Source organism: Candidatus Eisenbacteria bacterium (assembly GCA_005893275.1).
In the GTDB taxonomy this organism is placed as follows: domain Bacteria; phylum Eisenbacteria; class RBG-16-71-46; order SZUA-252; family SZUA-252; genus WS-7.
The window spans coordinates 69,772-83,073 of record VBOW01000018.1 but is presented as its reverse complement, the minus strand read 5'-3'; the positions used below and the strand labels follow the sequence as shown (position 1 = coordinate 83,073).

At 63.7% G+C, this 13,302-nt stretch carries 9 protein-coding genes; all 9 read right to left on the bottom strand.

All coding sequences use genetic code 11. The annotated features are described in order from the left end of the window. Positions 1-673 precede the first annotated feature (673 nt). Entirely contained in the window at positions 674-2,323 is a 1,650-nt protein-coding gene (locus E6K76_03440) for a hypothetical protein (protein ID TMQ59982.1), read from the bottom strand. Between the two features lie 358 nt (positions 2,324-2,681). Next, a complete protein-coding gene (locus E6K76_03435) occupies positions 2,682-4,304 on the bottom strand; it encodes a T9SS type A sorting domain-containing protein (protein ID TMQ59981.1) in 1,623 nt (540 codons plus the stop codon). Between the two features lie 329 nt (positions 4,305-4,633). Continuing rightward, positions 4,634-6,307: a choice-of-anchor D domain-containing protein gene (locus E6K76_03430; protein ID TMQ59980.1), complete on the bottom strand. Its 1,674-nt coding sequence runs from the start codon at positions 6,305-6,307 to the stop codon at positions 4,634-4,636. A 170-nt stretch (positions 6,308-6,477) separates the two neighbouring features. Further along, entirely contained in the window at positions 6,478-8,457 is a 1,980-nt protein-coding gene (locus E6K76_03425; protein ID TMQ59979.1) for a tetratricopeptide repeat protein, read from the bottom strand. A gap of 146 nt (positions 8,458-8,603) precedes the next feature. Then, positions 8,604-9,617, bottom strand: coding sequence for a flippase-like domain-containing protein (locus tag E6K76_03420; protein TMQ59978.1), 1,014 nt, complete (start codon positions 9,615-9,617; stop codon positions 8,604-8,606). 60 nt (positions 9,618-9,677) lie between these two features. Next, positions 9,678-10,610 carry a hypothetical protein gene (locus E6K76_03415; protein TMQ59977.1) on the bottom strand — a complete coding sequence of 311 codons (933 nt, stop codon included), beginning with the start codon at positions 10,608-10,610 and terminating at the stop codon, positions 9,678-9,680. A 20-nt stretch (positions 10,611-10,630) separates the two neighbouring features. After that, entirely contained in the window at positions 10,631-11,506 is an 876-nt protein-coding gene (locus E6K76_03410) for a DUF3108 domain-containing protein (GenBank protein ID TMQ59976.1), read from the bottom strand. Then, positions 11,503-11,952, bottom strand: a complete 450-nt coding sequence (locus tag E6K76_03405) for a dUTP diphosphatase (protein ID TMQ59991.1) — start codon at positions 11,950-11,952, stop codon at positions 11,503-11,505. Before E6K76_03405 ends, E6K76_03410 begins: the two co-directional genes overlap by 4 nt. A gap of 26 nt (positions 11,953-11,978) precedes the next feature. Further along, complete coding sequence (locus E6K76_03400) at positions 11,979-13,262, bottom strand: insulinase family protein (GenBank protein ID TMQ59975.1); 1,284 nt, start codon at positions 13,260-13,262, stop codon at positions 11,979-11,981. Positions 13,263-13,302: the final 40 nt, after the last annotated feature.

Sequence of the window (13,302 nt, the reverse complement as noted above, 5' to 3'; positions counted from 1 at the left end):
CGTGCCGATCGTGAACAAACCCGCGGGCGTGAACGTCCCGAATGTGCGCTGAAAATCAAGACTGCAGTCGTGATCGGTGGTCTTTTGACCCCCAAACGGCGTGTACGCCGCATCCGCGGGCGTAAACGTCCCCCATGTCACCGTACCCGTCCCCCCGGTTCGCGCCAGGAGGATCGAGTAGGAGCCAACGTCGAGCGGCCTGCCATCGGCCACGGCCCCGCACGATACGGTGTGAGAGTTACAGGTCTGAGGCGACAGATTCTTATCGTGGCTGCTGTCGAAGATGATCGTCAGGAGGGTTGTCCCTGACGTCCTCATCCGAGTGCTGTCGGCTGGGTTGTCGGTCTTGAGACGCATGTACTGCGCGCTCGCTCCGGACGTCAACCCGAACACGGCCACGACAAAGAAAGCTGTCGTGAGAAGCCGCTTTAGCATGGTGTACAACCTCCGATGAATCAGGTACTTCGAAGTTGCGAAGGTCCGCCTCCTGACCTCGAGGCCCCCTTCCTTCCGCGCCCGGCCCATCCGGATCACGGGTGTTGCAGACACGAGACTTCGCCCTTACCGGGCACTGCAACGAAACCGCTTACAACTTCGTTTGCTAATTACCCCTTCGGGTTACCACCCCCTTCCACTTGCGGACTTCGCGTGATGGTCGCTCCACTGTTCCAAGCTACTTGATCAAAGCGAGGCGCCCCGAACCGCTGCCGCCTCTGCTCTGGATTAGCGCGTAGTAGACGCCCGAAGAGACGTCGCCACCGCTCGCGTCCTTCCCGGTCCAGCGGACCCGGTAGACCCCGGCGCTCATCGCCTGGTTGACGAGCGTGGCTACGCGCCTCCCGTGAACATCGAAAATGCCGACCCGCACGGGACCGGATCTCGGCACTGAAAACTCTATGGTCGTGAAGGGATTGAAAGGGTTGGGGAAGGATCTTTGGATCCTCGGCCTGGGCGCGGCCGGCACCCCGCTTACCGTTTCCACACCGCTGATGGTGTAGACGTAGTAGACGCCCAGGTTGTCGAAGTAAAGGCCCTCGGTCCCGAAGCCCAGCCTCAGGGGCCCGCCGCAGTCGCAGCCGTCGATGGCTTTCTCATCGCGCAGACGGATTCCGAGCCGGATGTAGCGGGTACTGGGCCCGAATCCGGTCCGCGTGCTGTCGTAGGGATTGAAGTCTTTCGTAAGGCCCTCGATGCACTGGGGATTGCCGCCCGAGAACTCGAAATCGCCAAATGCGTTTCGCCAAGGGGTCCAGGTCGTCTTGTCGTTCGAGCCCTGGATCCAGAGGGACCAGTAGACCGAATTGAGTGGGGGAAGATTGATCCACTCGTCGAATTGGAATCTCAAGGAGGTGGTGGGGGTCGCAGGGCTGAAGACACCCTGAAGATCCATCGACGGCGTCATCACCATCTGATCTGCAAAATCTGGAACGATCCCGAACCCGGAGCCTTGGAACGGGACCCAGACGTTCGTGTTGAGGAAGAAGCAAGTTGCCGGCTGCGAGGTTGTAGGACTGTTCTCCACGTGCCAGAGCGCGCCGGGATTGGGAGAGACCGCGATCCACTTGGACGGACCGCTCTCCATATCGTCGAAGAAATGGGTCGTGGTGCCGGTCTTCACCGCGACGTCGTCCAAGGTCCAGCCGGTCCAAAGATCCGTCGAATCCTCCGCGGATACCCGCAAGTCGGAGCCGAAGAGAAACTGGAGCGTGATCGGCTGGGTCACCGCCTTGAAGCTATCGGGGATGGCCACGGTTTGATTCGAGCAGGAATTCCCGAAGTTTCCTGAGTAGGTCGCGAGGGTATCCCAGCGGGCGCCGGCATTGCCTCCCTTGATCAGGATCCAGCCCCAGTCGAAACTCCACTCACTCTGGAAGCGCATCTTGAAGGTGAGCTGGGCGCCGGTCCCGCCCGCAATGTTGATCGGAACGTTGGTGGTCAGACTCTGGATCCAGTTATTCCCGTATCCATCGCCGTGCGGAAGCCCGACCTGGCCGCACCACCAGGAGTTCCCGGTGCACGCGTGCGTGCCGGAGACGATGTTCCAAGCGACCGGCATTCCGGCGCGCCAGTTCATCGTGGACCATCCAGACGTGCCTGCCTCCAAATCGCTGAAATAAACTTGGTGGCGGATCGTGGTCTCGGCCACGGCGGGTGTGCTGCGTCCCGGCGTGTAGGTGAGCGGCGTGCTTTGGAAGAAAAATTCGGACTGATCCTTCCTCACCGTGTATCCGAACGCCGACGCAACCAGAGAGAGAAGGCCGACCGCGAGCGAAATGAGGAACGTGAAGGGACGACGAATTCGTGACCGGAGGCGGAGGATCACTTAGGGGACCTCTTTCTTCGATGTCGACCCGAAAGGTGCGAGAGGTTACGGGTTCAGTATCCCTCTGAACAAACTCAGCGATGCGTGACGCGTGAAAACAAAACGAGGCAGCCGTCTGAGCCTAGGCAACTCTCAGGTGCGTGCCTCGAAGCAGAATCCGACTTCGACGTGCGAATCGGGGAGCCTTCGCCATTGCCTTTTCACGATGTGGGGCGTAACGCCCAGTTGCGATTGGGACTTGCCTCGCCGAAAGGGTTTCGCTTCGAGGCAGAAACGATTATAACACTATTTGTTATCGTCGTCAACGGTTAACAGCCGGACGGCCGTACGAGCGCGGGAGCGAGCACCCGCCCGGTCGCTATTTGACCAAGCTAACCGTCCTCGTTAGATAGGTACCCCCTCCCTCCAGCCGGAGGAAATAGGTGCCCGATGAGAGCTGTCGGCCGTTGTCGTCCCGCCCGTCCCAGCTCACAAGTCGTGTTCCCGCAGTAAGATAGCTGTTAACGAGGGACCTGACCGCCCGTCCCTGCACATCGAAAACCCGTAGCGACACCTGCGCGTTTCGATCGAGCACAAACTGCACCTTGGTCGAGGGATTGAAGGGATTGGGATAATTGCGCAGAAGGCGGCTCAATCCCGGGGTTTCGGCCGCTGAGACCGCCGTGATGACGTTGAGCCCTACCTTATAAAAGACATCCTTGTTCTTGCCCAGGGATGCCGGCAGCCGTTCGTCGCTCCATGCCACGTAGGCGGTCCCGAAATCATCATGGGCGATGCCCGGGAAGCGCTGCACGGAATTGCTGGTGTCGGTCGCGGCGTAGACGAGTGGTGTGTTGCCCACCCACGTGCCTCCTTGACGGGTGTCGTAGAAGATGTCGGGGTTGCTCGAGCCGTTTCTGAGATCCGTCCAAACCGTGTACACGTTGGCAATGGGATCCGCGTCCACGAAAGGCTGAATCTGGGACGAGGCGTTCGCCGTGACGCGCGTATCCACGGCAGCCCAGCCGACCCCCGGTACATACTCCTTGTAGTAAATCTCGTTATTCCCGTCCCGCGTGTCGACCCATACCAGATGCATGTGATTGTGCCAGTCGGCCGTGATGGAAGGCGCCGAGGACGAGGTCGAGCTGAAGACAACCTGCTGATCCGCCGTCCAGCCGCTACCGGGCACGAAGCGCTTGGTCCAGATCTGCTGCAAGCCGGACCGCGTGTCGACCCAGGCCAAATGGACGACCCCGTCGCGGGACGCCGCGATCGAGGCGTTGCCCGAGAAAGTGACGCCCGACGTCAGCTGCACGACCGGATCGAGAACGGCGGTATTCGAGTGGTATACGCGCGAGTAGAGCGCAGTGCTCCCCGTGCCGTCGTTCGGCTTCTGCCATACGATCCAAACCCTGTTTGAATCACCCACCGTGCACACCGGCAACGTCGCGGCGTTGATCGAGTCGTAGGGCGAGACTTGGAGCTCGGGACCGAGCCCGGTGCCCCCCATCGAACGGAAGGTCCTCATGAAGATCGTATACGACTTCGGTTCCCCGGAGAGGGGCACCGAGAAGAGCCGGGCGTCCTGCCACACGATGTACACGCGTCCGCTGTCCTGCTGCGTATCGAAGTCCCCCGCCCCCCAGTTCCTGATCGCGATCGCGGGGAACTTGGACATGTTGCCGGCGTTGGTGACCCGCGTGATGAAGGGTGAGCCAAAGTTGTAGATGAAGCGGCGGAAGAAGATCTCGAAGTTGTTGTCGCCGTTCGGCACCCTGAACCGGTTGTCGAAGAAGGCGACATAGAGGTTGTTGCTGTCGTCGACGGCAATGAAGCGCTGGCCGTTGCTCGACGTGAACGTGTCGTTCACGTCTCCGTCCGATATGTCCTGATCCGGGCCCCAGGAAGGGACGGCGGATGCGACACCGGCGGCCAGGAACGTCGCGAAGGCGAGAAGCAAAAGGCCAAGCAAGAATCCGGAGCGCCGGCTAGCATCCATAAGAAAGCCTCCGAGGGGATCTCACTGGGACCGAAGGGGAGGCTTCGCCCCGGGCTGGCTGGGGCGGTTGGGAGCGCAGCGCGAATCCTTGCCTGGGTTCAAACGCCCTCGATGCGAAGCCACGGGTGAAGTATCGGAGAGGACCTGGATAATCCATCCCTGGACCGGAACCAATCCGATCCAAGTTATCATTATACACCGAATCGTCGTTCCATGCAAGGACTTCGGGGTATCTGCCCCCGCGCGTCCCAGGACCAATTAGAAAACAATGATGGAGCGGGGACACAACGGATCCCCGCTCCATCGGTGTTGTTGACGCTGAAGGCGCGCTACCGGGCGAGCACCACCCGGGTCGTCGATGCCTCCAGGCCCTGCTTGACGCTCACGAAGTAGATGCCCGACGGCACCGTGCGGCCGCCGTCATCCTTGCCGTTCCAACGGACCTCATAAGCTCCCGGAGTCACGTATTCCTCACGGAGCGACCGAACGAGCGCGCCGTTCACCGAGAAAATACGGACCGAAACCGGGCCGCTGTCTCCAACCCTATAGGAGATGGCCGTCCCGTCCCGCTTGAACGGATTCGGGGCCGCGGCCGAAATAACCTGGGAGGAACCGATCTTGACCATACTGATCGTTCCGCGCACCGGTATGCGGTCGCCGCGCGTCAGGGCCGAGACCACCAGATCGAGCCTGGTGCCACTCGGGACATGCAGAAGCAGCTGTCTGATCGCCGAGGATCTAAAGTGCACGTCCAAATCAGCGAAGACATTCCCGTTGATGTCCCCAATCCTCGGCGTCCTCCTGTCGGAGTTGACGATCTCCGACACCGTTCCCGCGTTGGGATAGGTCGTGCTCATTCGGATCGTGGCCACATCGATGTCCGTGATCGGACGGTCGAAGGTCTCGATGCCGAATAGATTCTGGCCGTTGCCGGAGGTGGAGATGGTGTCGTTTGCCCCCGTGGCACGGACGATGTCGGCCCGAATGAAGTTCACGATCGAGGCGCCGGTGGTCGCCGTGTTGCTCAGTTGGGGCGAGCCGTTGTCGGTCACCGTGAGGCCCACGATGTAGTTCCCCGGCGAAGCGTAGGCGTGGCTGGGGGTGGGCCCCGAGCCCGACGCGCCGTCGCCGAAGTTCCACGAGAAGGTCAGGGTTTGGCCCGCGTCAGGATCGCTCGACTGAGAGCCGTCCATCGACACCGCAACCCCGGTAACGCCGCTGTACGGGCCGCCCGGATTCGCCGTCGGTGGACGATTGTTGGCGGTGACATGAAGCGTGAAGGAGCCGGGTGTGCTGGCAGCGCCGTCGGTGACCGTGATCGTCACTGCGTAGTCGCCAGCGTCGGACGAATTCGGCGTCCATTTCAGGGTACCCGTGGAGCCGTCGAACGTGGCCCCGACCGGCAACGCCGGGGTGCTCGCGATCGTCCAGCTCAGCGGGTCGGATTCCTGATCGTTCGCGCTGGCCGTCAGAGAGAACTCGACGAACGCGGGCGCCGTGTAGTCGGAGGCGAGCGGCGGGTTGTACACCGGGGCGTTGTTCGCGGTGCCCTGGAGAAGAACCAGGAAGTTCCCGTTGCTCGCGTTGCTCACGATCGTGACGTTGTCCGACTTGGGACCGGAGCCGTTCGGCGTATAGGAGGTCGTCATGATCGCCGAGGCCCCCGGCGTGATCGACCTGGGCAAGGTGCCGGCGGACGCGTTGAAGCCAGCGGTCCCGTTGCTGTGATTCAGCGCGGAGATCGTGAGCGTGGCATCGCCGGTGTTCCTAATCGTGAAGTCGAACGTCGCGGAGGTCCCGCCGACGTTCACGCGCCCGAAGTTATGCGCTGTTGGAGAAACACTGATGACCGGACCGCTCACCGCGGCAGCGCGTTCTGCGGCACTCGAGGCGAGCATCCCCGTCAGGTCCTGGCCCTGGCTCGCGGCGCCGGCGAGGCCGGGCGCCAGTGCGAAGGTCAAAAGCCCGAGGAGAACGACATTTAGAAAAGCTCGGTTGCGCATTGCTTGTCCTCCCTCAAACGAAACTCATAACGGAGAAGTGGACCCACTTGATTCGAGCTTCAACCCATCGAAAACACTGACGACCGGGTGCTCACCTCCTCTCGATCGCGATGCTTGGTATGGTGGTCTCCAAGTTTTGGCATCCTCTAAAATTTCTCAGTCTCGGTTCCCTAGTTCCCCAGCTCCGCTAGCAGGGCTCTCGCGCGGGGCGAGCGCGGATCGCGATCGAGCGCACGGTTGAGCCACGCCCGCGCCTCGACCCGGTCGCCCGACTGGAGGGCCAGGGCGGCCAGGTTGAGAAGCGGATCCACAAATTCCCTTTTGCCCAGGGCCGCGCGCCCAAAAGCTTCTCGTGCCGCGCCCCGGTCCCCCGCGCGCAGAAGCGCAACGCCCAGATCGTTCTGGATCTCGGCGTAGAACGGGTTTTGGGCCACGGCCGCGCGAAGCTCTTTGAGCGCGCGATTCACCCCATCCCCCCATAGGTCCGGATGCGCGAGGTAGAGGCGTGCGAGCTCCTGGCGGGTCACCGGATCGGAGCCGTTGACCTCGATCGCCCGCCGGTACGCGGCTTCGGCTTCCATCAGCTTCAGGGAGCCCGCTCCCTGACGGGCCCAGGCCTCGGCTTGCTCCGCGTGGCCGACCGCGAAGTCGTCGCGCCAGGGCGCCAGATTGGATGCCGCGCGAAAATCGGCCGCGGCCAGGTCGGCGCGGCCGGCTTCGGCGCGCGCGGCGGCCGCGAGCGCGCGCCCGGCGGCAACGAAGCTCACGATCGATAGGGACATCGCAAGAAACGCCGCGAGCATCCCCGCCCGCCCCATCCACATGGTTCCCCGGGCTTCCCGCTTGGCCGAAGCCGGAGCCGCGGCAAGAAGGCCGAGGTTCGCGAACAAAACGGTCCCGTGCGGCACCAGCGACAGGTTGTCATCCGCGAGCCCATGCGCCAAGAGAGCCACCACCGAACCGGCCAGGCCGGCGACCAGAACGCGTCCCATCGTCGGCGTCCCGGAAGCCAAGGCCGCGGCCGCCGCGCCCAGCGAGAGCGCGGTCAGAATGGCGAACGCGGCGAGACCCAGAACGCCACGCTCAGCCAGAAGTCCAAGGTAGTGGTTGTGGGCTTGATCGGCGGTGCGCCCCCCTACCGCCTCGAGCTGCTTCATCGTCGTGCCTTTGGAGCGATCGAACGCCTCACGGAAGGCGCCAATGCCCGACCCGAGGACCGGGCGCTGCGCGGTCGCCCGGAGCGCCCCGGCCCAGATCGCGCGGCGCATCGCGCCGCTCCCCTCCCGCTCCGGATCGATCGGAAGATTCCACGCAGGCGTGGCCGAAGGCCTGGCCTCAATTCGGGAGATCACGGAAGGAAGGAGAAACAGGACAGGCAGGGACACACACGCCACCGACGCAGCAAGGACCGCGGGGCGCGGCAGGAGCTCGGGCCATCGCACAAGCGCCGCCGCCAACACCAAAAGACCGGCGGCGAGGCCGAGCCAGGCGCCCCGCGAGTAAGTCGCCACGAGGCTGAACATCAGCCCGAACGCCGCGACCATGATTCCCACCTTGAGCACGCGGTCCTGCGCCGCGATTGCGAGAGCGAGCGCGACCGGAATCGCCGCGATGAGATATCCGCCCATCCGATTCGGCTGCCCGAAGGGACCGAGCGCGCGCCCGGGATATGAATTCCCGGCCGGAAGGAGCTCGGGACGGAAGTGCTGTATGAGCCCGAGCGCGGCGACCGGAAGCGCGGCGAACACTTCGAAGAGAGCGACGCCGCGCAAGAGGCCGGCCCCCCGAACAAGGGTCGAGGTCGTAAGGAAGAGCCCTGTGACGGCAAGCAAGTTGAGCATGGCTTCGAGACTCTTGCCCCTGTGAATCGAGAGCGCAGCCGAGAGCGCGGAGACCATCACGAAAGCAAGCATGGCACGCGTGACCCTGGCCTCCCACACGCTGCGTGCGAACGAGCTCTTCGAAAGTGCAAACGAAACGGCAAAAAGCGCCGTGAGACCGAGAGTGCGAAATGCGAACTGCCCCCACGGGGCCCAGGTACCCCACATCCAGGGCGTGAAACCAATCGCCGCGATCAGTGTACTTAACGCTATCAGGCTGGAACGTGAACTTCCGAAAGGCGAAAGTAGCCCTCGGTCGGAAGTCTGCATCGCCCCTCCACTCTCGGACCCGCCAACGCTAAGTGTGCTCTGAGCGCGGATTTATTGCTTAAAACAGTATAACAGCAGGGGTCGTCAGAGTCAACTAAAAAAGCTTTACACCCTTTGACCTGCCATATTTTAGCCTGTCACTGTCGTCAATTTTTTCGCTCCAAGCCCTCTTCGGGGTGTCCCCGGGCGGGGCGACCTTGCCCCGACCCGGTCCGACCACGGACCGCGTAGGCCCCTCCAAGCAACACAACCGGCAGAATTTGTGTCAGATGGTAAAGGATCCCGTACGCCAGGGCCCGGGAGGCATCGACCCCCAGAAGCGATAGCCCAACGACGCAGGAGCCTTCCAGCACGCCTATGAATCCGGGCGAGGAGGGCACCATGATCGCGACGCACACAACGAAGGAGAGGAGCAGCGGGGACCAGAGCGGGAGGGCGAGCCCCATGCTTTTCCCGACTAGGAGGAAAACCGCCCCGTTCACGAGCCACATCGCGGCCGTGGTCAGGCCGGCCCCCGCCATCGTCGAAGGCCTTCCCAAGACTCGGAGGCCGGCGGTGAATGAGGCGATCGGGCGCTCCAGCGGCGCAAAGAGCCTGGCCGGAACGAGAGCTCGGAGCCGCGACCCAAGCGGGTTCGTCGCGTAGTGGCCGGCGTGGAGCAGCCAGAGCGCGGCCGTGATGCCGACGCTCAAGCCCAGCGTCAGATACCCGCTCCATCGAAACCAGGCCGGATAGGGCGCAAACAGAAGAGACATCGCCCAGAACCCTCCCAGCGCGGCCAGGTCGAATATCCGTTCGATGACAACCGAGCCTAGGACGGTGCCCGCCTTGATCCGCTCGGTCCGCGCCAGGGCGTACGCGCGGACAAGCTCGCCCAGTCGTGCCGGAAGCGTGTTGATCGCGAGAAAGCCCACCATGGTTGCCGCGAAGAGCTTCCCCTGCGTGACGCGGGCCTCGGGGGAGAGAATCCTTCCCCAACGCTGCGCGCGCAGCCAGTAGCCCAGGATCGTAAGGCCGCAAGCGGCGAGAAACCATGCCGGGTCGGCCCGGCCGATATTGCGGGCGAGCTCTTTCGGGCTGACCTGGCGGAGGAGAACGAAGACCGCGGCCGCGCTGAGCCCGATGCCCAGCATGGCGAGGGCGAGGCGCCCGCGCTTCACAGAACGGCCCGGATGGGAGCCCCGCTCAGCGCCGGCATGTTCGGCGGAGGCGACACCCCTTCACGGAGCCGCCCGCTTCGTCCTGGCGAGGTAGAGGGTGGCCAAGAGCGGAATCCAGAGCTCGTGCGGTCCGACGAACGAGAGGCCCTGCCCGGCCCCCTGGAGCGGCCGCTCCAGGATGTTCTTTTCGGGCCGGTAATGTCGAATCTGATCGAAATTCGCCGCCGTGAATCCGCCGGCATCATGTCCGAGGTTGCGCACGAGGGAGAGCGCCTTCAGGAAGACCTCGGGCAGAATCACCGCCGAGCCGAAGTTCAGAACCACGCCGCCGGAGAGCCGGCGCATCGCGGCCGCGAGGATCTTGAAATCTCGGTGCGTCGCGAGGCCGGTCCTGGCCCCGTCGAAGCTCGGGTGCTGATGAAGGGTGTCGGTCCCGATCGCCACGTGCACGGTAAGCGGGAGCGACCGTTCCGCGGCCCGCGCGAGGAGGCTCAGCCCGGAGTTCTTGGCGCGCGAATCCAGCAGAAAGCGCCCAAGCGCTTCTCCCATCCCCTCGCCCCGGTCCAAGCCCTCCTTCACCGCCCGGTTCATGAGAGCCGGCGTCTCTTCCACCATTCCGAAGCGTCCCGAGCCGAGCGTTTCCTCGACGGGCTCGGAAGTGTTCCCCCACATCGCGATCTCGAAATCGTGGATCGCGGCCGCGCCGTTCATCGCGATTGCCGAGAACGCTCCCTCATCCATCAGGGAGAGAAGCGGACGCTGCACCCCCGTCTTGATCACATGCCCGCCAAACATCCCGAGGATGGGGCGGCCGCCTTTCTTGGCTTCGTCCCAGGCGGCGATCAAGGCCCGGAGAGAAGCGCCGGAGAGTAGGTCGGGGAGGAAGCGCTCGAAGGCTCCTTGGGGCGCGCTCGGATCGGGCGCCGGAGCGAACTGCTCCACGCGCACTTTGGTGGGACGCTCGGCGACGGGAATCGTGCGGACCCCCGACAAATCAATCTCCTCCCGCGGGCTCACCGTTTTCCCACGAAAGCGAGTCTCATATCGGTCAGGCTCACTGAGATCGACCCGATGGGAACTTTGCTCTTGACCTGCACCGGGATCCTCCGCTCGTCGTCCGAAAGCCAGACGTACATCTGACCTCTGGACTTGAAGATTCCCTCGGACTTGAGCACCGGCTCCACCAGGACGCAATCGAATTTACCGGCCGGCACTTCGACCCGCTCGCGCCGGATCACGTTCACCACCATGTCGTAGGTCTTCTCGTTGTCATGCGTGGGGATTACGATCGTGGCGCCGTCCGGGAGCGGAAGCGTCCTCACGTAGTAGAAGGCGGAAAGGACGTCCTGCACTTGGGGCGCCACTTCGTAGGACTTCCCGTCTTGATAGATCGCCTTCCGGTTCTCCTGGTCGAACCTCACCGAGAGATCCTTCTTGTAGGACCCTTCCCGGATATGTTTTTCGAAACGGCGCGTATAGAGAGATTCGGCGTCGACGAAGGATTCCGCGCGGTCGCGCACCTTGTAGAACTTCGAGACGAACGAGTTCGACTCCGCCTTCGTGACGATTCGCCACGTGCGGCGTCCGTCGACGGTTTGCATGTTCTGGACCTGCATGAGCGCGTTCCCGCCGTTCAAGCCGCTCCAATCGATCGAGAACTGGAAGTACTCGCCGATTTTCCACGGCACCTTGGCGTGTCGTGCTTCCCGCTGGGTGAGATACGGCGTGAGGTCGACCGTATCCGGGTTCGACGGGGGCGTGGGCTCGAGCGCCTCGGCGCGATCCCGGCGCAGTGGAACCATCAGGAGCGAGGAGAGAAGAAAGGCGAGAAGGGCGCATCCCAGAAGGAGCCTGCGGCCCGTGCATCCGCGCGCCTGATGGCGCGTCATCGCCCGGTGTGTCCGAATCCGCCGTCGCCTCGCGCGGTCTCATGGAGCGCGGCCGCTACCGTGAGCGAGACTCTGGCCACTCTGGCGAACACGAGCTGGGCGATTCGGTCGCCGCGATGAACGATGTACGGCTCTTCCCCGAAGTTGATGAGCAAGACCTTCACTTCTCCGCGGTAATCGGCGTCGATCGTTCCCGGACCGTTCGGAATCCCGATCCGGTGCCTGAGCGCGAGCCCGCTGCGCGGCCGCACCTGGGCTTCATACCCGCGGGGGATCTCCAGGCGCACGCCGGTCGGCACCGCCGCCACCTGGCCCGGTCCAATCGTGAGCGGCTCCAAGACGGCCGCGAAGACGTCAAGCCCGGCGGCATGCTCGCTTTGGTAGGCGGGCGGAGCGAACGCGTGCGGCTCCAGGGAAACGCGCAGCGGAACCGCGCCCGCCTCCATCCGGTCCTCGAGATCCGGCCGATCGCTCACGCGGCGGTTCCGAGCATGAGGTCACCCGTTTCGAACTCGGAGCCCGCGCTGGGCCCGAGCGCGACGAGCGAGATCCGATCGCGCGAGATCAACTCCAACGCCACCCTTTGGACATCTTCGGATCGCACCAAGTCCACCCTCCGAACCAGCTCGTCCACAGAGACGAAGCGTCCTTCATAAAGCTGGTTCCGCGCGATCCGGTTCATCCGGTTCGAAGTGCTCTCGAGCCCCAGGAGGAGATTCCCCTTGAGCTGTGCCTTCACGGAACGGAGCTCATTTTCAGGTACGCCCTGCCGGATGACGCGCTCGAACTCTTCCAGCGTCAGCGCCACGACCCTCCGGCCGTGCTGCGGCTGGACGTTCATCCCCGCGCAGATGATTCCCGCGTCGCGGTAGAAATCCGCATAGGTATAGACCGAATAGGCCAACCCCTCCTGCTCCCGCACCCGCTGGAACAGGCGTGAGCTCATGCCTCCGCCCAGCAGGGTTGAGAGAACGATCAGTGCGTGGCGGTCGGGATGCTGGGATGGGAGACCCCGGCCGCCGATACAGAGGTATTGCTGCGCCAGGTCCTTTACATGATGAACCACGTCCCGGCCGTTCGGTTGCACGCTCTTGGATTCGGGCGGGACCCCGGGCGGAGCATCGCCGAACCGGGACGAAACCTCACCCACGAACCGCTCCCAGTCGAAGCGGCCCGCGATCGCGACGAGAAGATTGGAAGCGCAGTACCGGCGCGCGTGGTAGCGCGCGACGTCCTCACGCGTAAATGCCTGGACCGATTCGCGGGTGCCGAGGATCCGGTTGCCCAGCGGATGCCCGGACCACACGACGTCGGCGAAAAGGTCGTGGATTCTCTCGTCGGGCGTGTCCTCGTAGGTGTGGATCTCGTCCAGAATGACCTTCTTTTCCTTCTCCACGTCGTCGGGATCGAGCTTGGGGTTCAGAACGAGATCCGCGAGCACCTCCACCGCGAGGTTCAAGTGCTCGTCCAAAGCGCGCGCGTCGAAACAGGTCACTTCGCGGCCGGTGAACGCGTCCAGGTGGCCGCCGACCGATTCCAGGCTCAGCGCCAGCTCGTAGGCGTCCCGGGTGTGCGTTCCCTTGAAAACCATGTGCTCGAGGAAATGCGACATCCCCGATTCGGGCGTCGCCTCATGCCGCGCCCCTACCTTGACCCAAACCCCGATCGACAGGGAACGCACGGAGTCCACGTGCTCGCCGATCACGGTCAGGCCGGACGGAAGCTCGACCCGGCGAAACCGATCCCCTTCGTCCAACGACCCTCCTCAAACCAGAACGGAGGCCGTGGCCTCCGCT

Coding starts and splice junctions, on each gene's coding strand:
- E6K76_03435 (TMQ59981.1), bottom strand. CDS start 4,304: ATGGATGCTAGCCGGCGCTCCGGATTCTTGCTTGGCCTTTTGCTTCTC.
- E6K76_03430 (TMQ59980.1), bottom strand. CDS start 6,307: ATGCGCAACCGAGCTTTTCTAAATGTCGTTCTCCTCGGGCTTTTGACC.
- E6K76_03425 (TMQ59979.1), bottom strand. CDS start 8,457: ATGCAGACTTCCGACCGAGGGCTACTTTCGCCTTTCGGAAGTTCACGT.
- E6K76_03410 (TMQ59976.1), bottom strand. CDS start 11,506: ATGACGCGCCATCAGGCGCGCGGATGCACGGGCCGCAGGCTCCTTCTG.
- E6K76_03405 (TMQ59991.1), bottom strand. CDS start 11,952: ATGGAGGCGGGCGCGGTTCCGCTGCGCGTTTCCCTGGAGCCGCACGCG.